The organism is Roseateles subflavus (assembly GCF_030285365.1).
In the GTDB taxonomy this organism is placed as follows: domain Bacteria; phylum Pseudomonadota; class Gammaproteobacteria; order Burkholderiales; family Burkholderiaceae_C; genus Roseateles_B; species Roseateles_B subflavus.
On the sequence record NZ_JASVDS010000005.1, the window covers coordinates 151045 to 171012 of the forward strand.

Here is a 19968-nt window from a genome sequence, read left to right on the forward strand (position 1 = left end):
TGGGCCCCCGGGGTCTTCCCGGTGCCGCGCGTGCGCCGTCAGCGCCCGGTGGACTCGCCGACGGGCCGAGGGGCGGCCCGCTCCAGGGCACGCCCGATGGCACGCTCGACCGCATCGCGGCTCGGCGCCTGCTGGCCGGGTGGCAGGGCGATCACCGTCGTGCGCAGCGCCGGCAGCGGCTCGGGCGGCGCCTCCCGGCGCGCCACGCGACCCTCGGCAGGCAGCTGCTCCAGCTGCGCACCCCGCCGAACGGTGACGCCGTCCGCGGTGATGCGCTCCACCCGCACGCCGCGCGCGAGCCCGTCGCCGACCTGCGCCAGCCGCGGGGCGCCGTTCCCCACCTGCAGTCGGGCCAGCCAACGTCCGTGCCGGTCCTGCTGCAAGGCGAGGACGCGGACGAGGTCGGCCGCGGGGAGCGCTTCCATCGACGGGGCCATCGCCGGGGCCGGCCGGGCTGCCGTGGCGGGCGCCGAGGCAACCGTGTGGGCCACCGCCGGCGCGGGCGCGGGCACCTCCGGCGTCCCGGCCGCCATGCCCTGCCACCACGCGCCCAGCGCGAGCAGGCTCACGCCCAGGACCGCGCCGATCGAGCGCCCGAGAGCGCGTCCGAGAGCGCGTCCGCGCCGGCCCACCGGCAGCCCGCGGGGGTGCCCCCGCCGCAGTGCGGTGCTCACCATCCGATCGTGTACGTGACCGTCCGGGGCGACGGCGTGTGGACGGACGGGCTGCGCGCGCCGACGTCGTCATAGGCAAAGCCATAGGCGAGGGCGTTCAGGCTGTGCTCGTGCCAGAAGCGCGCGAAGTGGTTGGCCGCCTGACCCGCCGGGTAGTGCGCGGCCGGGTCCCACCAGCTGGCGAAGGGCAGGTGCGCGACGCGCCGGTTCAGCGCGGCGCACAGCTGGGCCTGCAACTGCAGCTGCTTGCCGGCGTTCGTGGGGCCGCCACTCGTGTCGTCGAGCAGGCCGTTGCCAAGCATCACCATCGCCGTGCTGGGCTTGCCGTTGATGAAGTACACGCCGCCGCTGGCATCGGTGAAGCGCATCACGTTGCCGCTCACCCGGCCGCGGAACGTGCCCCAGCCGTTGCGCAGGTCGAGCACCAGGTCCTGCTGGGCGTACTGGGTCCAGACGGCGCTGATGTAGTCGTCCAGGTAGTGCTCCTGGGCCTGGCCGGGCTGGAAGGTGGCGTGGGCCGGCGCCATGATGCGGTAGGGGGCATGCGGGGCCTGGGCGAGGCCGTGGAAGGCCGGCGGCATGTCATTGATGAACTTGGCGAAGAGCTCCTCGCGCGTCTCGGTGAGGGACTCGCCGACGGTCTGCGTGAAGCCGTCCAGGCCGGTCACCGTGAGCTGCAGCGGGAAGCCGAACTGGTCCACCCGCGTCGTGTTGACGAAGAGGCCCTGCGGCTGGCTGCCGGGCGGCAGGATGGCGAACTCCCCGAAGTCGAAGGTGACGTCGATGTTCGGATCGGGCGGGTTCTCGATGTTGGCGCCGGCATAGGCGATGCGGCCGTTGGCGTCGGCGTTGACCCAGATGTACATCGGGCTGCCCACGCTGAAGAGGATGCGTGCCGAGTTGATCGGCGGGATGGTCACCGACTGCTGCTGCGCGAGGGTGAAGAAGTAGTTGCTGTAGGGCAGGCCGTTCTTCATCAGCGCGCCGTTGTCGCCGAGGCTCATGGGCACGAGCTGGCCCTGGGCATTCACATGGACGAACTGGCCCGTGTGCCAGTCCTTGCCGATGATGGCCCAGTAGACCTGCGCATCGCTGAACTTGCCGCGCGTGGCGTTGACCATGCGGAAGGTGGTCAGGCCGTCCCAGGTCTCGCCCGTGCCGGTGCCGATGCGGTAGCTCGCCTGGCTGATGCTGGAGGGCGTCATGCCGGGCTTGAGCGCGATGGCACGCACCGTCGCCGCCGCGGTCAGCGGGAGCGGGCCGCCGTAGGCCTCGGAGCTCGCGCCGGGTGTGCTGCCGTCCGTCGTGAAGCGCACGGTGGCGCCGGTGGTGCTGGTGGCCAGGGTCAGCTGAATCGGCGAGCCGTAGCTGCCGGCCGCATGCGAGAACACGGGCGCCGCGACCTGCCCGCCGGGCGTCGCGACCACGTAGGTGCTGCTGGCGATGCCGGACTGGCTGCCGTCGCTCAGTTCGCTGAGGGCGTTGAGCGTCTGGGCCGTCGTGACGGTGATCGGGCCGGTGTACTGCGGCGACAGCGCGTTCGGGGCCGAGCCATCGGTCGTGTAGCGGATCACGCCCCCGGCGGCCAGGGTCGAGAGGCTCACGCTGACCGGCCCGCTGAAGCTGCCGCCGGCCGGGCTGAAGCTGGGTTTCGGGATGCCATTGCCGGTGCCCATGACGTAGCTGTAGACCGGCGTGTCGGTCTGGGCGGTCGACACCGGGGCGTAGGTGAAGCTGTACGTCAGGCGCTGGCCGGTGCCGAGGCCGCTCACCACGGTCTCGTAGCGGGCGAGCGTCGGGTTGTAGGCCATCGGCGGATTGATCTGGGCCCCGGTCCCGACCTGGTAGTGCAGGATCACGAAGCGCTGGGCCGCCGCGGGCTTGAACCAGACCGTGGCCGTGGCCCCCAGCTCCGACACGCCCTGCGAGAAGCCGCCGTTGCCGGTGCTGACGGTGTAGCTGGCGCTGGCAACGGGGGAGTCGGTCATGCCGGTGGCGCTGGCGTAGGCTTTGATCGTCAGGCTGCTGCTCACGGCGATGGGGCCGGCGTACACGGGCGACGCGCTCGTCGGGGTACTGCCGTCGAGGGTGTAGCGGATCACGGCGCCGGGCGTGCTGCTGGCGAGGCTCACCTGCTGCGGGCCGGCATAGCTGCCGCCGGGGATGGAGAAGGTCGGCGCGGCGGCCGTGCCACCACCGCCCCCGCCCAGGGTGAGCACGAACAGCGGGCTGTCGGCCGCGCCGCTGCCGTTGGCGAACCAGGTGAAGCTGTACTTGACCGTGGCGCCGGCGGGGAGGGCGGTCCTGAACTCGAAGCGCTGCGCGCCGCTGTTGTAGCTGCTGCGGACGTTCTGCTGGCCGCTGCCGGCGTCGTAGTGCACGTCGACCCAGGCTGTGCTGGCCAGGTCCCGGGCGAACCAGAAGGTCGCCACGCCCGCGGCGTAGTCCACGCCCTGGGTGTAGCCGGTGCCGCCGCCGGGGGTGAGGGTGTAGCTGGCGCTGCTGACGGGCGAGCTCAGGCCATTGAGCACGGCGATGGCCTGGACGGTGGCGCTGGTCGTGAGCGAGAGCGGGGCGGTGTAGGCCGTCGAGCTGGGCGTGGGCGTGCTGCCGTCCAGGGTGTAGCGGAGGGTGGCGCCGCTCGTGCCGGTGCTGATCGTGAGGCTCAGCGGCGCGGCGTAGGGGCCGGCCGGCACGGAGAAGGTCGGCGCGAGAGGCGTCCTGCCGCCCCCTCCACCGCCCGGCAGCACGAGGCTGCCCGGCGCCGTGTCATAGGCGGCGCCCCCGGTGAAGTAGGTGAAGCTGTGCGCGAGCGACTGGCCCGCGCTGGCCGGGAACGTCGTCTCGAAGCGGGCTGCGCTGCTGTTGTAGCTCATGCGCACATTCATCGGGGCGCCGCCGGCGAGGCGGTAGTGGGCGTCGGCCCAGCTCGCGCCGGCATCGGATTTGAACCAGAGGGTGGCGATGCCGCCCGAGAGCTCCGCGCCGACCGTGTAGGGCGTGGTGGCGGCAGCGGCTTGGGTGGGCAGGAACCCGAGGGACAGGGCGAGGACGGCGCAGAGCAGCCTCCGCATCAGTCCGAGGAGGGGGTGGATCATGGGCTTGTCTCCAGTCTTTTTGGCTTGTGGGGGGTGATCCCTCCGGCGCCTGGGCAGCGCTCGTGTTTGCTCTGTACTGCAGGCTGGATTCTGAAATGAAAGCGCTTTCTTTGATAGATCGGTAATGACCCGATGAGGCGTCGAAATATATGAAAACATATCAAGATGAAATCGCTTTCACGTTTTGCGAGCTGAACCTGCACGCCCTGGTGTCCGGGTGCCGCGCTCACGGGGACGGGGTGGGCCCGGTGATGCGATGATGCGGCCCCATCAGTGGGCAACGCAGAAGGGACGACGCATGACGCAGCACCGACATTCAGGCGCCGGCACGGCCGCACGCCGGCGGTGGCTGGCCGGGCTCGGTGCCGGGCTTGCGTTGGGTGCTTCGGGCTGGCCCGGGTGGGTGGAGGCGGCCTTGCCGGAGACCGTCCAGCAGCTCAAGCCCTCGGTCGTCATGATCGGTACCTATGCCGAGACCGACACGCCGCGTTTCGGCTTCCGCGGCACGGGCTTCGGGGTGCTGGAGGGGCGCCATGTGCTGACCAACGCGCACGTGATCCCGGACAGTGCCTCGCTGGTGGAGGGGCGCCGGCTCGCGGTGCAGGTGCCCGAGGGCAAGGGCAAGTGGAGCCAGCGCACGGCGCAGGTCCTCGCGCAGGACACGAGCCGGGACCTCGCGCTGCTGGCTCTCGACGGCGCGCCCGTGCGGCCGCTGCGCCTGGCGGGCGTGGAGCAGCTGCGCGAGGGCATGGACATCGCCCTGATGGGCTTTCCGCTGGCCGGCGCCGTCGGCTACACGGCCGTGACCCATCGCGGGGTGCTGGCCGCCATGACGGACGTCGTGCTCCCGCCGCCCGTGGCGCAGGCGCTCACGCCCCGTGCGATCCGGCAGCTGCGGGAGGGCAACTTCCCGGTGATGCAGCTCGACGTGACCGCCTACCCCGGCAACAGCGGCGGCCCGGTCTTCGACCCGGACAGCGGCCTTGTGCTGGGCGTGGTGAGCATGGTGCTCATCAAGGGCACGCGCGAGTCGGCACTCAGCGCGCCGACCGGCATCACCTATGCCATTCCCGCGGATGTGGTGGCGGAATTCCTGCGGGGCGCCCGCCCCTGAGCCCTGTCGCCGGACGCCGGGGAAAACCCGTCCGGACGGTGCCGGGGGGCGCTCCTAGAATCCTCGCTCGCTATCGAGGAGTTCTCCATGGTCACTGCCCGTCGAGGCAAGGCGTCGTCCACCCAGGATCCGGCTGGCAAGGCCGGGCCGCGCGTACTCAAGAAGTACCCCAACCGTCGCCTGTATGACACCCAGACCAGCAGCTACATCACGCTGGCCGACGTCAAGGCCATGGTCCTCGCGGGGCAGAGCTTCGAGGTGCGGGACGCCAAGACCGGTGAGGAGCTGACCCGCTCCATCCTGCTGCAGATCATCCTGGAGGAGGAGACCGGCGGCGTGCCGATGTTCTCGACCCAGATCCTCGAGCAGATCATTCGCTTCTACGGCCATGCCATGCAGGGCGTCATGGGCGCCTACCTCGAGAAGAACCTGCAGACCTTCACCGACCTGCAGGGCCGCTTCGTCGAGCAGAGCAAGGGCATGCCCTTCAGCCCCGAGCTCTGGACGCAGTTCCTCAGCGGCCAGTCCCCCGCCATGCAGGGCCTGATGGGCAGCTACATGGAGCAGAGCAAGCACCTCCTGACCCAGATGCAGGAGCAGATGCAGCAGGCGGGGGCGATGTTCCCGGGGATGCCGGGCATGCCCGGCTTTGGCGGCAAGAAGTAGGGCCCTCGCGGCATTTTGCGGGCCGCCGGGCAGGCGGCACCGCGCGCGCCGGGCGCCACCGCCTAAAATCGCGGGATGAGCGCATCCACCTCCACGGGCCAAGAGGCCGTCGCGGCCACGCCCGCCCCCAAGATCGGTTTTGTGTCCCTGGGCTGCCCCAAGGCCCTGACCGACTCCGAACTCATCCTCACCCAGCTGCGGGCCGAGGGCTACGACACCTCCAAGACCTTCGCCGGCGCGGACCTGGTGATCGTCAACACCTGCGGCTTCATTGATGACGCCGTCAAGGAAAGCCTGGACACCATCGGCGAGGCCCTGGCCGAGAACGGCAAGGTGATCGTCACCGGCTGCCTGGGCGCCAAGAGCGGTGCCAATACCGACAACCTCGTGCGCGAGGTGCACCCGAGCGTGCTGGCCGTCACCGGCCCCCACGCCACGCAGGAAGTGATGGACGCCGTGCACCAGCACGTGCCCAAGCCCCACGATCCCTTCATCGACCTGGTGCCGGCGCAGGGCATCAAGCTCACGCCCAAGCACTACGCCTACCTGAAGATCAGCGAGGGCTGCAACCACCGCTGCTCCTTCTGCATCATCCCCAGCATGCGCGGCGACCTGGTCTCGCGCCCGATCGGCGACGTGCTGAACGAGGCCCGCGCGCTGTTCGAGGCCGGCGTCAAGGAGCTGCTGGTCATCAGCCAGGACACCAGCGCCTACGGCGTGGACGTCAAGTACCGCACCGGCTTCTGGGACGGCAAGCCCGTCAAGACGCGCATGTTCGACCTCGTCGCGCAGCTGGGTGAGCTGGCGAAGCAGCACGGCGCCTGGGTGCGCCTGCACTACGTCTACCCCTACCCGCACGTGGACGAGGTGCTGCCGCTGATGGCCGAAGGCCTGATCCTGCCCTACCTCGACGTGCCCATGCAGCATGCCCACCCGGACGTGCTCAAGCGCATGAAGCGCCCGGCCAACGGCGAGAAGAACCTGGAGCGCATCCAGGCCTGGCGCGCCGTCTGCCCGGACATCGTCATCCGCTCGACCTTCATCGCCGGCTTCCCCGGCGAGACCGAGGCCGAGTTCGAGTACCTGCTCGACTTCATGAAGGAAGCGCGCATCGACCGCGCCGGCTGCTTCGCCTATTCGCCCGTGACCGGCGCCTCGGCGAACGAGCTGCCCGGCGCGCTGCCGGACGAGGTGCGCAACGCGCGCCAGGCACGCTTCATGGAGGTGGCCGAGGCCGTGTCCATCGACAAGCTGCGCAGCCGCATCGGCGCCACGATGCAGGTGCTGGTCGATTCCGCCCCGGCCCTGGGCCGCAAGGGCGGCGTGGGTCGCAGCTATGCGGATGCGCCCGAGATCGACGGCACGGTGCGCCTGCTGCCGCCCGAGAAGGCCAGCAAGACGCTCAAGGTGGGCGAGTTCACGCGCGCCCGCATCGTGGCCGCCGAAGGCCACGACCTGATCGGCCTGCCCATCTGAGGTCTGCTCCCGCGCCGCGCCGGGGCACCCCGGCCGGCGCCGTCTTCCAGGGCCGGTGCCCGGCATGTCCCGGGCGGGCCCGCTACTTCGCACCCCGCCCATGAAGCCCAAGCGCGCCATCGCCACCGAGCAGATCCACCATCCCTACCAGCCGCCTGAAGGCTGGGCCGCCATGCCGGTGGGGGTCTTCAAGGCCTCGACGGTGCTGTTCAAGGACACCGCGGACCTGCACACCTACCGCCCCCGCGACGGTCAGAGCTACCGCTACGGCCTGCACGGCACGCCGACGTCCTACACGCTCGCGGCGCGCCTGGCGACGCTCGAGGGCGCCGAGCACTGCCTGCTGACGCCCAGTGGCCTCTCGGCCGTCACGCTGGTGAGCCTCGGCCTGCTGTCGCCCGGCGACGAGGTGCTGATCCCGGACAACGTCTACGGCCAGAACCGCCATCTCTGCACGGGCTTCCTGCCGCGCCTGGGCATCTCGCACCGCGTCTACGATCCGCTGGACGTGCCGGCCTTCGAGGCGATGCTGGGCGAGAAGACGCGCCTGGTGTGGCTGGAGGCGGCGGGCTCCATCACGCTGGAGTTCCCCGACCTCGTCGGCCTGATCCGCGCCTGCAAGGCCCGCGGCATCACCACGGCGCTGGACAACACCTGGGGCGCGGGCGTGGCCTTCCAGCCCTTCGACCTGCTGCCGGACCGCGAGCCCGGCTTCGGCGTGGACATCTCCATGCAGGCGCTCACCAAGTACCCCTCGGGGGGCGCCGACGTGCTGATGGGCGCGGTCTACACCCGCGAGCAGGCCTTGCACGATCGCCTCAATGACTGCCACGAGCACCTGGGCTACGGTCTCGGGCAGAACGATGTCGAGCTCGTGCTCCGCGGCCTGCCGACGCTGGAGCTGCGCTACCGCGCGCAGGACGCCAGCACGCGCCAGCTGGCCCGCTGGATGCAGGCGCAGCCGCAAGTGGCGCAGGTGCTGCACCCGGCACTGCCCGGTTCGCCGGGGCATGCACACTGGTGCGAGCTGAGCCGGGGGGGCGCGGCCTGCCTGTTCTCCGCGGTGTTCCAGCCGCAGTACACGGCGGCCCAGGTGGATGCCTTCGTCGATGCCCTCGAGCTCTTCGGCATCGGCTACTCCTGGGCCGGCCCGATGAGCCTCGCCGTGCCCTACAACATGAGCCGCAGCCGCTCGCTGGCCTTGCCCTATGCGGCGGGCCACATCGTGCGCTTCGCTCTCGGGCTGGAGTCGGCCGACGACCTCCAGGCCGATCTGGCGCAGGCGCTCAGGCGTCTGGGCTGAGGTCCGGCGCGGCGCCCGGGTCGAAGCCGGCCGCCGCGAAGTCACGGGCCAGACGGGCGCGCCAGGCGATCCTGTCGATGTCCGGCGCGAAGGAGGCCGCGAGGCTGTTGTCCAGCAGGCGGTGCCATTCGCGCAGGCCCAGCTGGGGCAGGGCGCGCGTGCAGGCCTCGATGTTGTCCATCAGGTAGCCGCCGAAATAGGCGGGATCGTCCGCGTTGACCGTGGCGCAGAGCCCCTCGGCGAGCAGTTGCGGCAGGGCGTGATCCTCCAGGCGCGGCACCACGCGCAGCTTCACGTTGGAGAGCGGGCAGACGGTCAGCGGCGTACCGGCCTCCCGCAGGTGGGCGACGAGCGCCGGATCCTCGAGGCAGCGCACGCCGTGGTCGACGCGTTCGGCATGCAGGCTGCGCAGGGCGTCCCAGATGTAGGCCGGCGGCCCTTCCTCGCCCGCGTGGGCCACGCGGTGCAGGCCCAGGGCGCCGGCGGCGGCGAAGGCCATGGCGAACTGCTCGGGCGGGTGGTCTCGCTCGCTGCTGTCCAGCCCCACCCCGAGCAGATCGTCCCGCCAGGGCTTGAGCGCCTCCAGCGTGTCCAGCGCGGCTTCCTCGCTGAGATGGCGCAGGAAGCACGGGATGAGGCCGACGCTCAGGCCCAGCTCGCGGCGTGCGCGGGCGATGGCCGCGTTGAGCCCCTGCATCACGGAGGCCAGCGGCACGCCACGGTCCGTGTGGGTCTGCGGGTCGAAGAAGATCTCGCAGCGCACGCAGCCGTCGGCCCGCGCGCGCTGGAAGTAGGCCCAGGCCAGGTCCTCGAAGTCACGCGCCTGCAGCAGCACGCTGGCCCCGGCGTAATAGAGGTCGAGAAAGCTCTGGAGATCCTGGAAGTCGTAGGCTCGGCGCAGGGTGTCGACGTCAGGCCAGGGCAGGGGGATACCATGGCGGGCGGCCAGCGCGAACATCATCTCGGGCTCCAGCGTGCCCTCGATGTGCAGGTGCAGCTCGGCCTTGGGGGCGCGCCGGAGCAGGTCCAGCAGCGCGTCGGCTCGGAGGTGGTGTTCGTTCATGGCGGTCCCCCAGATGCAGGAGGACAGTATGGGCGCAACGCCCGCCGCCGGGTGTGACGGTTGGCGTCAGTCCTTGGCGGGGCCGCCGACCTTGTGGCGCATCAGGCGGCCCTTCTCGCGTTCCCAGTCCCGCTTCTTCTCGGTCTCGCGCTTGTCGTGCTGGGCCTTGCCCTTGGCCAGCGCGATCTCGACCTTCACGCGGCCGTCCTTGTAATGCAGGTTCAGCGGGACGATGGTGTAGCCGCGCTGTTCCACCTTGCCGATGAGGCGGCGGATCTGCTCCTTCTTCATCAGGAGCTTGCGGGTGCGGTCGGCCAGCGGGCTGACGTGGGTGGACGCCGTGCGCAGCGGGTTGATGCGGCAGCCGATGAGGAAGAGCTCGCCGTCCTTGATCAGCACATAGCCGTCGGGCAGTTGCACCTGGCCCTCGCGGATGGCCTTGACCTCCCAGCCCTCGAGCACGATGCCGGCTTCGTACTGCTCTTCAATGTGGTACTCGAATCGGGCGCGGCGGTTTTCAGCGATGGACATGGAGGCTCATTCGGGCCGCGGGCGGCCAATACAATCCCGTCATTGTATGAAGCATGTGAAGAAGTCCGTTCTGCTCTGGTACACGCCCCAGGAAATGCACGACCTGGTGACGGCCATCCCGCGCTACCCCGAGTTCCTGCCCTGGTGCGACCGCGCCGAGGTGCTGGAGACGCACGAGGACGGCGTGACGGCGCGCGTGGGCCTGTCGATCGCCGGCGTGCGGCAGTCCTTCTCCACGCGCAACACGCACGATGGGCACGAGCGCGTGGCCATGCGCCTGGTCGACGGCCCGTTCTCGGTGCTCGAAGGCGACTGGACCTTCATCCCGCTGGCGAGCGCGCCGGGGCAGGCGCCGCAGGCCTGCAAGGTGGAGTTCGAGCTGCACTACGCCTTCTCCAGCACAGCCCTCGAGGCGGTGGTGAGCCCGGTGTTCGATCGCATCGCCGCGACCTTCGTGGATTCATTCGTGAAGCGCGCCGAGGTGGTCTATGGCCCCCGCTGAGGCTGGATCCGTGCGCGTCGAGCTGGTCTGGAGCCCGCGACCGGGCTGCGTGTGCGCCGAGCGCCTGACGCTGACGCCGGGCAGCTCGGTGGCGCAGGCGCTGGCGGCCTCGCCGCGCTTTGCCGATGATCGCCCGGGGCTGGAGGCCGCGGGGGCATTGGTGGTCGGCGTCTGGGGGCGCGTGCAGGCGCTGGAGACGGTGCTGCGCGAGGGCGATCGCGTGGAGGTCTACCGCCCGCTCACGGTGGATCCGAAGGAGGCGCGACGCCAGCGCTACCGGGCCACAGGGCGGCGCATCGTCTCGCGCCATCGGCCGCTGGGCAACAAGTCCGGCACCTGAAACGACAACGGCGCCAAGGGCGCCGTGGGTCTTCCGGAAGGGGCGGCTGGCGGGGGGGCGGGCATCGCTGCCCTGCGGCCGCCAGAGCTTCAGCGGCAGTCGCTCTTGATCACACCCTGCACGCGCTCGCGTTCGGCGGCGCGCTGCTTGTCATCCATGAAGCTCTGCTCGCCGGCCTCGTTCATGGTGGCGACACGCGTGCCCGCGTCCAGCAGGGTCAGGTTGTGACGGGCGCGGACGCAGTTCTCGGCCCGCGCGGTGGCCAGCTTTTTCTCGTCCTCGGCCTTGCGGGCCTGTGCCTGCTCAGCCTCCTTCTTGGCCTTGCCCTGCTGCTCGCCTTCCTTCTTGGCCGTGGCCTGGGCGGCGGCGTTGGCAGAGGCTGCGGCCGCTGCACTGGCGGCCGCCGCCTGTGCCGAGCCGTAGGGCACGACGGTGGTGCGCACGCCGGGCGGACGCAGCAGCACGTCCTTCTCGGGCACGCTGGCGGGGGGCGGGAGGTCGCTGTACTGAACCTTGCCGCTGGCGTCCTTCCATTTCCATTGCGCCTCGGCGGCCGGGCCGAACAGCACCAGCGCGCTCAGGGTGAGCAGCTGAAAGAGGGGGGAGAGGCGCAACGACATGTCAGTTCTTTTCCAAGTCAATCCCGCAAAGTGTAGTGCCGGGCTCCGGTCAAACCCAGATGCAAGGCTCGTCAGTTGTCAGTGAATGTGAAACCCGCTTGACGCTACCGGGCGGCTGTGTTCGTGCCAAGGCCATAGTTCACGGCGAGCCCCCGTTCATGGGCGCTTCAGCGAAGCGGGGAGGGCCGGGGCAGGGCCGTGCCGACGGGGCTGGCGCCCGGTTCCGGCCCCGAATTCGCGGGGCGGCGGGCATGAGGGGCGGCAGGCCTCGCGGGACTTCCCTATAATGCCGCTTTGCGTCTGGAGCCACCCTCATGCGCCTTCTTGGAAAAGCGCTCACCTTCGACGATGTGTTGTTGGTGCCTGCGTTCTCCCAGGTGTTGCCCCGCGACACCAGCCTTGCTACCCAGCTGACCCGCAATATCCGGATCAACCTGCCCCTGGTGTCTGCCGCCATGGACACGGTCACGGAATCCCGCCTCGCCATCGCCATGGCGCAGGAAGGCGGCATGGGCATCGTCCACAAGAACCTCACGCCGCAGCAGCAGGCGGCCGAAGTGGCGCGGGTCAAGCGCTACGAGTCCGGCGTGCTGCGCGATCCCATCACGATCACGCCCGACACCACGGTCCGCGAGGTCAAGGCGCTGTCCGAGCACCATGGCATCTCGGGCTTCCCGGTGCTGGTCGGCAGCAAGGTCGTCGGCATCGTGACCGGCCGTGACCTGCGCTTCGAGACCCGCATGGACGCCGCCGTGCGCGAGATCATGACCCCGGCCGAGCGCCTGATCACGGTCAAGGAAGGCGCCTCGCTGGCCGAGGCCAAGGCGCTGATGCACACGCACAAGCTGGAGCGCGTGCTGGTCATCAACGACGCCTTCGAGCTGCGCGGCCTGATGACGGTGAAGGACATCACCAAGCAGACCAACTTCCCCAACGCCGCGCGTGACGCGCAAGGCAAGCTGCGCGTCGGCGCGGCGGTCGGCGTGGGCGACGGCACGGAAGAGCGCGTCGAGCTGCTGGTCAAGGCCGGCGTCGATGCCATCGTGGTGGACACCGCCCACGGCCACAGCGCCGGCGTCATCGAGCGCGTGCGCTGGGTCAAGAAGAACTTCCCGCAGATCGACGTCATCGGCGGCAACATCGCCACCGGCGCGGCGGCCCTGGCCCTCGTCGAGGCGGGCGCTGACGGCGTCAAGGTCGGCATCGGCCCCGGCTCCATCTGCACCACCCGCATCGTGGCCGGCGTGGGCGTGCCCCAGATCACCGCCATCGACTACGTGGCCACCGCGCTCAAGGGCACGGGCGTGCCGCTGATCGCCGACGGCGGCATCCGCTACTCCGGGGACATCGCCAAGGCCATCGCCGCCGGCGCCAGCGCCGTGATGATGGGCGGCATGTTCGCCGGCACCGAGGAAGCCCCGGGCGAAGTGATCCTCTACCAGGGTCGTTCGTACAAGAGCTACCGCGGCATGGGCTCCATCGGCGCCATGAAGGCCGGCTCTGCGGACCGCTACTTCCAGGAAAACGACGAGACCACCAATCCGAACGCGGACAAGCTGGTGCCCGAGGGCATCGAAGGCCGCGTGCCGTACAAGGGTTCCATGGTCGCCATCGTCTTCCAGATGGCCGGCGGCGTGCGTGCCTCCATGGGCTACTGCGGTTGCGCCACCATCGCTGAGATGCACGAGCGGGCCGAGTTCGTCGAGATCACCGCCGCGGGCATTCGCGAAAGCCATGTCCACGATGTGCAGATCACCAAGGAAGCGCCGAACTACCGTTCGGAATAAGCCGGCAAGCGGATGACAGGGGCGACGCAGGTCGCCCCTGCTTTCATTCCGGCCCCGCCGCCGCCAAGAGCCCAAGCCATGTCCGTGTCTGAAACTCCCGCCCCCGTTCCCAAGACCGAGCGCCAGGCCGGGATGCTGTTCATCATGATCGCCGTGCTGATCGACATGATCAGCATCGGCCTCATCATCCCGGTGCTGCCGCCGCTGGTGGGCACCTTCGCCCGCACGCCGGCCGAGCACAACCTGGCCTACCTGGCGGTGGCCTTCGCCTTTGGCATCGCCAACTTCTTCGGCTCGCCCATCCTGGGCTCGCTGTCCGACCGCTACGGCCGCCGGCCGGTGATGCTCATCGGCTTCTGCGGCCTGGCGCTGAGCTTCTTCGTCACCGCGACCGCCACCGCCTTGTGGATGCTGGTGGCCGTGCGCCTGGTCAGCGGCGCGATGCAGGCCAATGCCGCCGTCGCCAACGCCTACGTGGCCGACATCAGCGCGCCGGAAGAACGCGCCAAGCGCTTCGGCATGCTGGGCGCGGCCTTCGGCATGGGCTTCATCCTCGGGCCGGCCATGGGCGGCATCCTGGGTGACATCAACCTGCACCTGCCCTTCTTCGTGGCGGGCACGCTGGCGCTGGTGAACTGGCTGTACGGCTTCTTCGTGCTGCCGGAGTCGCTCAAGCCCGAGCTCCGCCGCCCCTTCGAATGGCGCAAGGCCAATCCCGTGAGCGCGCTCAGCCGGCTGGGTCAGCTCAAGGGCGTCGGCGGGCTGGTCTTCGTGCTGGGCCTGAGCGGCCTGGCACAGCTCATCCTGCACAGCAGCTGGGTGCTCTACACCACGCACAAGTTCGGCTGGGGCCCGAAGGCCAACGGCCTGTCGCTGTTCGCGGTGGGCGTGATGTCGGTCATCGTGCAGGGCTTCCTGATGCCCCGCCTGCTGAAGGCCTTCCCGGCGCACAAGCTCGTCATGTGGGGCCTGGCGTCCTCGGTGCTCACCAACACCTTCTGGGGCTGGGCCACCGAGGGCTGGATGATGTTCGTGCCCATCGTCGTCAACGTGCTGGGCTTCGCCGCCGGCACGGCGCTGCAGAGCCTCATCTCCAACGCGGCGGATGCGCGTACCCAGGGCGAGACCATGGGCGCGGTGTCGTCCCTCAACAGCGTGATGGCGGTGCTGGCGCCCGTGATCGGCCCCGGCCTGATGTACCTCGTCTCCGACGTGCCGCCGACCGACTGGCTGGCCGGCGCACCCTTCTATTTCTGTGCCGCGCTGCAGGCACTGTCCCTGTTCTTCGCCTGGCGCCATTTCGCGCGGGCCACCCCTTCGGCCAGCGCTGCCCCGGCGCCGGCCGGCCACTGAGTGAGCACCACCATGCATGACAAAGTCCTGATCCTCGACTTCGGCTCCCAGGTCACCCAGCTGATCGCCCGCCGCGTCCGTGAGGCCCATGTCTACTGCGAGATCCATCCGAACGACGTCTCGGATGACTTCATCCGCAGCTTCGCGCCCAAGGCCATCATCCTGTCCGGCAGCCATGCGTCGACTTACGAGGACCACGAGCTGCGCGCGCCGCAGGCCGTGTGGGATCTGGGCGTTCCCGTGCTGGGCATCTGCTACGGCATGTTCACGATGACCGTGCAGCTGGGCGGCCAAGTGGAGGCCAGCGACCACCGCGAGTTCGGCTACGCCGAGGTCCGGGCCCACGGCCACACGAAGCTGCTGGACGGCCTGCAGGACTTCGTCACGCCGGAAGGCCACGGCATGCTCAAGGTCTGGATGAGCCACGGCGACAAGGTCACCGCGCTGCCCCCGGGCTTCACGCTGATGGCCTCCACGCCCAGCTGCCCGATCGCCGGCATGGCCAACGAGGCCAAGCGCTACTACGCCGTGCAGTTCCACCCGGAAGTGACCCACACCGTGCAGGGCCATGCGCTGCTGACCCGCTTCGTGCGGGACATCGCCGGCTGCAAGGGCGACTGGGTCATGGGCGGTTACATCGAGGAAGCCGTGCAGAAGATCCGCGAGCAGGTGGGTGACGAGGAAGTCATCCTCGGCCTGTCCGGTGGCGTGGACTCCAGCGTGGCCGCGGCCCTGATCCACCGTGCCATCGGTGACCAGCTCACCTGCGTCTTCGTCGACCACGGCCTGCTGCGCCTGAACGAGGGCGACATGGTCATGGACATGTTCGAGGGCAAGCTGCACGCCAAGGTGATCCGCGTGGATGCCAGCGAGCTCTTCCTCGGCCAGCTCACCGGCGTCACCGACCCGGAGAAGAAGCGCAAGATCATCGGCGGCCTGTTCGTCGATGTGTTCAAGGCGGAGGCCGAGAAGCTCAAGGCCAGCGGCCAGGGCCACAAGGGCGCCACCTTCCTGGCGCAGGGCACGATCTACCCTGACGTGGTCGAGAGCGGCGGCACCAAGACCAAGAAGGCCACGACCATCAAGAGCCACCACAACGTGGGCGGCCTGCCGGAGCAGCTGGGCCTGAAGCTGCTGGAGCCGCTGCGCGAGCTGTTCAAGGACGAGGTCCGCGAGCTGGGCGTGGCCCTGGGCCTGCCGCCCGAGATGGTCTACCGGCATCCCTTCCCGGGTCCGGGCCTGGGTGTGCGCATCCTGGGCGAGGTGAAGAAGGACTACGCCGACCTGCTGCGCCGTGCCGATGCCATCTTCATCGAGGAGCTGCGCAACTGGAAGGACGAGGCCACGGGCAAGACCTGGTACGACCTCACCAGCCAGGCCTTCACCGTCTTCCTGCCGGTCAAGAGCGTGGGCGTGATGGGCGACGGCCGCACCTACGACTACGTGGTGGCCCTGCGCGCCGTGCAGACCAGCGACTTCATGACCGCCGACTGGGCCGAGCTGCCTTATGGCCTGCTGAAGAAGGTGTCGGGCCGCATCATCAACGAGGTGCGCGGGATCAACCGCGTCACCTATGACGTCTCGTCCAAGCCGCCCGCGACCATCGAGTGGGAGTGAGGCAGCGCCCGCGCTGACGCCGCACGGCGGCGTCGGCCCGGTCCCAGAGGAGAGCCCCCGGGCTCTCCTTTTTTTTGCCCGATTCCGGGCCTGGATGCCGCCCGCTCCGGGCCCGGGAGGGGCAAGAATGGGCATAAATACCGCGGACCAGTCGCAGGCCGATCTCACGCCACCAGGCGGGCTGGCGCTGCCCGGGATCGGACCGACCCCGTGCATCACAGCCCGACGAGATGGGCGCGATCCTGCAGGTCGGCGCGGATGTTCGGGTAAGTACCTGTCAACATTCACAGTGCATGGATTTGCCGAATTCATTATATTTATCATCATAAATTAATGAGTGAGGCCCGACATGCCGCTTTCGACAGTCCAGGGTGCCCAGGTGGGGCGGTCCCGTGCCGCTGCCGTGTCGCGCCTTTGCCGGCGGGCGGTCCGCCATGCTTGAGATCGCCGTCTATGCGCTGAGCCGCGGCGCGCTCTATGCGCTGGTGGCCGTGGGCTTCGTGCTGGTGTTCTCGGTGGGCGGCGTGCTCAATCTCGCCCACGGCACGCTCTTCATGCTCGGCGGCTACTTCACCCACTTCTTCTATGAGCGCGTCCTGGGCGGTCGCTGGCTCGGGCTGGCCATCACCCTGGCCGTGCTGGCCGTGTGCCTGCTGTCCGCGCTTCTGCACCGGACCCTGCTTCAGCGGCGGCCGCAGTCCACGTCGTATGCGATGGTGATGACGCTGTCCGTGGCGCTGTTCATCGAACAGGCACTGCGTCTGGCCTTCGGCTCGAGTGCGACGGCCGTGCCGTCCCTGCTGCCTGGCAGCGACACCTGGCTGGGTGTCCGGCTGCTGCGCCTGGAGGTGCTCCTGCTGCCGCTGTCCCTGGCCCTGCTGGCCGGCCTCGGCGCCTTTCTCCGCTTCAGCCGCCACGGCCGCGCGCTCGTCGCCGTCGCCCAGAACCGCCAGGGCGCGGCGCTGGTGGGCATCGACGCCTCGGCCGTGCTCACGGGCACGCTGGTGCTCTCCGCGGGGCTCGCGGCGCTGGCGGGCGCGGTGGTGGCGCCGCTCATCACGGTCGTCCCGACCCTCTGGGCCTACTGGCTCGTCAAGGCCTTCGCCGTTGCCATCCTGGGCGGCCTGGGCAGCCTGCCGGGAGCTGTGATGGCAGCCTTCCTGCTGAGCCTGGCCGAGGTGCTGACCACCTTCGCGCTCTCGGACCAGTACGCCGACCTCGTGGCGCTGCTCGTCATCGTGTCGGTGCTGGTGCTGCGGCCCTCTGGGTTGATCGCGCGGAGAAGCGCATGAGGCGCCCAGGACGTCCCACCGTGTTCGACGGTCGCTCAGGCGGGTACCTGTTGCTCGTCATGGCGGTGCTGGCCGCGGTGGCGGCAGCGTGTTTCGGCACCAGCATCTACCTGCATGAGGTCCTGATCGTGGCCGTGCTGCACGCCCAGTACGCCGCCAGCTGGGACCTGTTCAGCGGCCCCACCGAGCTCGACAACTTCGGTCACGCCCTGTTCATCGGCATGGCCGCCTATGGTTCGGCCCTGCTGGGCCGGCACCTCGGGCTCTCACCATGGCTGTCCGTGCCGGCGGGCGCCGTGGCGGCGGCCCTGCTCGGTGCGGCCATTGGCGGCCTGACGCTGCGCTTGCGCGGCCCGTACTTCTCTCTGGCGACCCTCGCCTGCGCGGCGGTGGGCTTCAAGCTGGCCTATCTGCTGTCCGGTGTGACGGGCGGGGAGGAGGGCCTGTCCGGCTTGCGCTCCTTCACCGGGGAGGCCCGCAGCGACCTGCTCGTCTGCCTGCTCTTCTTCTCGATGAGCATGGGCGCCATGCTGGCCTTCCAGCGCTCGCGGCGGGGGCTGATCCTGCGAGCCACACGCCACAACGAGGAGGCGGCACAGGCCTGCGGGCTGGACACCGCCCGCTGCAAGGTCGAGGCCTTCACGCTCAGCGGTTTCCTCGCCGGCATCGGAGGCGGGCTGCATGGTCACACGCAGATGCAGGTGAATCCGGAGTTGCTGGCCGGCAGCCTGTGCGTGCTGGTCGTGCTGCTGGCCACCATCGGGGGGCGAGGCACGCTGGTCGGGCCGGCGCTCGCGGCCGCGACCCTGACCCTCGTCAACGAGGGCCTGCGCGCCGCCGAGCCCTACCGGGCCCTCCTCTTCACCGGCCTGCTGATTGCCCTGGTCTGCCTGTTCCCCGACGGCCTGGCCGCTGCCGTACGTCGGGTGGTCGGCCCGGGTCGCGCCGCGGCCGGCCGTGCTGGCGCCCACCCCCACGACCACGAGCACGACATCCGGGAGGCCTCATGACGCTGCTGGCAGTGGAGGGGCTGAGCAAGCGCTTCGGTGGTGTGCGGGCGGTGGAGTCGCTGTCCTTCCAGGTCGAGGCGGGCACGCTCTTCGGCATCATCGGGCCGAACGGGGCCGGCAAGACCAGCCTGTTCAACCTCATGTCCGGCTTCCACCGGGCCGATCGCGGCTCGGTGCGCCTGGCGGGGGCGGAGCTGGTGGGGCGGTCCGCCCACGAGGTGGCGCGGGCCGGCCTGGCCCGCACGTTTCAGCTGGTCCGGCCCTTTGTGGGGCTGCGGACCATCGAGGTGCTGATGCTGCCGCTGGGCGCGCCCGGCCGGGGCCTCCCCCCTTCGGCATGCAGCCTGCGGGCCATGGCGCTGCTCGAGGCGCTGGGGCTCGGGGCCCTTGCCCAGGCCCCCGCCGAGTCCCTCAACCAGGGCGAGCTGCGCCTGCTGGATATCGGCCGGGCGCTGGCACAGGAGCCCGCCGTGCTGCTCCTGGACGAGCCCTTCTCGGGGCTGGGCCTGCCGGCCATCCGGACGCTCATCCGGTGCCTCCAGGAGCGCCGCGCCGACCGGGGGACCACCGTCGTCATCGAGCACCGCCTGCGGGAGCTGATGCCGCTGATGGACCGGGTGCTCGTGATGAACTTCGGCGAGCGCCTCGCGGAAGGGCCGCCCGCGCAGATCGCCCGTGACGCGCGTGTGATCGAGGCCTACCTCGGCCGTCTAGGGGACGCCGCATGAGCCCGCAGCACGACGGCAGCATGGCGCTGCACGTTGACCAGTTGCACGCGGCCTATGGCTCCGTGCCCGTGCTCGAGGGCGTGTCGCTGCACGTCGCGGCCGGCGAGATCGTCGCCTTGATCGGGCCCAACGGTGCGGGCAAGACCACGCTGCTGCGCGCGGTCTCCGGCCTGCTGCCCAGCCAGGGCCGGGTGCTGCTGCAGGGGCGGGAACTGCAGGGGCGGGCGCCCCAGCTCATCGTGCAGGCGGGCCTCATCCATTGTCCCGAGGGCCGGCAGCTCTTCGCCGATCTCAGCGTGGAAGACAACCTCCGGCTCGGCGCCCACCTCCGCCGGGACCGCGAAGCCATCGGCGCCGACGTCGAGCGCATGGGGACGCTGTTCCCGGTCCTGCAACTGCGACGGCGCCAGCGCGCGGGCTCGATGAGCGGGGGCGAGCAGCAGATGCTGGCCGTCGCCCGGGCCCTCATGTCGCGCCCCGTCGTGCTGATGCTGGACGAGCCTTCCTTCGGCATCGCACCCTTGATGGTCGAGCGCATCTTCAGCGTCCTGCGTCAGCTCAACGCCGAGGGGCTCTCGGCGCTGGTCGTCGAGCAGAACGCGCGCGCCGCGCTGGACCTGGCCCATCGCGCCTACGTGCTGGAGGGGGGGCGGGTCGTGCTGGAGGGGCCCAGCGACGAGCTCGCCAGCCATCCCGGCGTCCGTGAGGCCTACCTGGGCCTGTGAGCCCGGCCTTTGCACCCCGCCCGACCGCCCAGCCTCGCTCTCGTACCTGCTCTTGTTCCCGGAAGGAGT

The 19968-nt window shown here is 70.0% G+C and carries 18 protein-coding genes; 13 read left to right on the forward strand and 5 right to left on the reverse strand.

The genetic code is table 11. The features are described from left to right. Nucleotides 1-38 precede the first annotated feature (38 nt). Entirely contained in the window at nucleotides 39-569 is a 531-nt protein-coding gene (locus tag QRD43_RS17450) for a hypothetical protein (RefSeq protein WP_285983781.1), read from the reverse strand. A gap of 101 nt (nucleotides 570-670) precedes the next feature. Further along, nucleotides 671-3772, reverse strand: a complete 3102-nt coding sequence (locus QRD43_RS17455; protein WP_285983782.1) for a beta-1,3-glucanase family protein — start codon at nucleotides 3770-3772, stop codon at nucleotides 671-673. Nucleotides 3773-4187: 415 nt separating this feature from the next. Between QRD43_RS17455 and QRD43_RS17460 the strand changes: the two genes are divergently transcribed. From QRD43_RS17460 to QRD43_RS17475, 4 genes are all read left to right on the forward strand, one after another. Further along, nucleotides 4188-4886 (forward strand): S1 family peptidase, encoded by a 699-nt coding sequence (locus QRD43_RS17460; protein WP_285983783.1) that lies wholly within the window; start codon nucleotides 4188-4190, stop codon nucleotides 4884-4886. A gap of 87 nt (nucleotides 4887-4973) precedes the next feature. Further along, entirely contained in the window at nucleotides 4974-5552 is a 579-nt protein-coding gene (phaR, locus tag QRD43_RS17465; protein ID WP_285983784.1) for a polyhydroxyalkanoate synthesis repressor PhaR, read from the forward strand. Between the two features lie 75 nt (nucleotides 5553-5627). Beyond that, complete coding sequence (rimO, locus tag QRD43_RS17470) at nucleotides 5628-7028, forward strand: 30S ribosomal protein S12 methylthiotransferase RimO (RefSeq protein ID WP_285983785.1); 1401 nt, start codon at nucleotides 5628-5630, stop codon at nucleotides 7026-7028. A gap of 100 nt (nucleotides 7029-7128) precedes the next feature. Continuing rightward, nucleotides 7129-8331 carry a PLP-dependent transferase gene (locus QRD43_RS17475; protein WP_285983786.1) on the forward strand — a complete coding sequence of 401 codons (1203 nt, stop codon included), beginning with the start codon at nucleotides 7129-7131 and terminating at the stop codon, nucleotides 8329-8331. On the opposite strand, the gene QRD43_RS17480 is transcribed toward QRD43_RS17475, so the two are convergent. Together QRD43_RS17480 and smpB are read right to left on the reverse strand one after the other, a co-directional pair. After that, nucleotides 8315-9394, reverse strand: a complete 1080-nt coding sequence (locus tag QRD43_RS17480; RefSeq protein WP_285983787.1) for an adenosine deaminase — start codon at nucleotides 9392-9394, stop codon at nucleotides 8315-8317. The two genes, QRD43_RS17475 and QRD43_RS17480, sit on opposite strands and share 17 nt — an antisense overlap. 66 nt (nucleotides 9395-9460) lie before the next feature. Beyond that, nucleotides 9461-9925, reverse strand: a complete 465-nt coding sequence (smpB, locus tag QRD43_RS17485) for an SsrA-binding protein SmpB (protein WP_285983788.1) — start codon at nucleotides 9923-9925, stop codon at nucleotides 9461-9463. A 46-nt stretch (nucleotides 9926-9971) separates the two neighbouring features. On the opposite strand from smpB, the gene QRD43_RS17490 reads away from it, so the two are divergent. Together QRD43_RS17490 and QRD43_RS17495 are read left to right on the forward strand one after the other, a co-directional pair. Further along, on the forward strand, nucleotides 9972-10427 hold the full coding sequence (locus QRD43_RS17490) for a type II toxin-antitoxin system RatA family toxin (RefSeq protein ID WP_285983789.1): 456 nt from the start codon (nucleotides 9972-9974) through the stop codon (nucleotides 10425-10427). Then, a complete protein-coding gene (locus tag QRD43_RS17495) occupies nucleotides 10414-10767 on the forward strand; it encodes an RnfH family protein (RefSeq protein ID WP_285983790.1) in 354 nt (117 codons plus the stop codon). Before QRD43_RS17490 ends, QRD43_RS17495 begins: the two co-directional genes overlap by 14 nt. 89 nt (nucleotides 10768-10856) lie before the next feature. Here QRD43_RS17495 and QRD43_RS17500 read toward each other — a convergent pair whose 3' ends face one another. After that, on the reverse strand, nucleotides 10857-11387 hold the full coding sequence (locus QRD43_RS17500; protein ID WP_285983791.1) for a DUF4124 domain-containing protein: 531 nt from the start codon (nucleotides 11385-11387) through the stop codon (nucleotides 10857-10859). Nucleotides 11388-11701: 314 nt separating this feature from the next. Here QRD43_RS17500 and guaB point away from each other — a divergent pair, with 314 nt between their 5' ends. The 7 genes from guaB to QRD43_RS17535 all read left to right on the forward strand — a co-directional run bounded on the left by guaB (nucleotide 11702) and on the right by QRD43_RS17535 (nucleotide 19899). Next, nucleotides 11702-13174, forward strand: coding sequence for an IMP dehydrogenase (gene guaB / locus QRD43_RS17505; RefSeq protein WP_285983792.1), 1473 nt, complete (start codon nucleotides 11702-11704; stop codon nucleotides 13172-13174). A 78-nt stretch (nucleotides 13175-13252) separates the two neighbouring features. Next, nucleotides 13253-14527, forward strand: a complete 1275-nt coding sequence (locus QRD43_RS17510) for an MFS transporter (RefSeq protein WP_285983793.1) — start codon at nucleotides 13253-13255, stop codon at nucleotides 14525-14527. A 12-nt stretch (nucleotides 14528-14539) separates the two neighbouring features. Beyond that, nucleotides 14540-16144 carry a glutamine-hydrolyzing GMP synthase gene (gene guaA, locus QRD43_RS17515; RefSeq protein ID WP_285983794.1) on the forward strand — a complete coding sequence of 535 codons (1605 nt, stop codon included), beginning with the start codon at nucleotides 14540-14542 and terminating at the stop codon, nucleotides 16142-16144. A 434-nt stretch (nucleotides 16145-16578) separates the two neighbouring features. Beyond that, the gene (locus QRD43_RS17520) at nucleotides 16579-17436 is read left to right on the forward strand and encodes a branched-chain amino acid ABC transporter permease (RefSeq protein WP_285983795.1); all 858 of its coding nucleotides are present in this window, start codon (nucleotides 16579-16581) and stop codon (nucleotides 17434-17436) included. After that, nucleotides 17433-18446: a branched-chain amino acid ABC transporter permease gene (locus QRD43_RS17525; RefSeq protein WP_285983796.1), complete on the forward strand. Its 1014-nt coding sequence runs from the start codon at nucleotides 17433-17435 to the stop codon at nucleotides 18444-18446. Before QRD43_RS17520 ends, QRD43_RS17525 begins: the two co-directional genes overlap by 4 nt. Then, the gene (locus tag QRD43_RS17530) at nucleotides 18443-19174 is read left to right on the forward strand and encodes an ABC transporter ATP-binding protein (RefSeq protein ID WP_285983797.1); all 732 of its coding nucleotides are present in this window, start codon (nucleotides 18443-18445) and stop codon (nucleotides 19172-19174) included. The genes QRD43_RS17525 and QRD43_RS17530 overlap by 4 nt, the downstream gene beginning before the upstream one ends. Then, on the forward strand, nucleotides 19171-19899 hold the full coding sequence (locus QRD43_RS17535; protein WP_285983798.1) for an ABC transporter ATP-binding protein: 729 nt from the start codon (nucleotides 19171-19173) through the stop codon (nucleotides 19897-19899). The genes QRD43_RS17530 and QRD43_RS17535 overlap by 4 nt, the downstream gene beginning before the upstream one ends. Nucleotides 19900-19968: the final 69 nt, after the last annotated feature.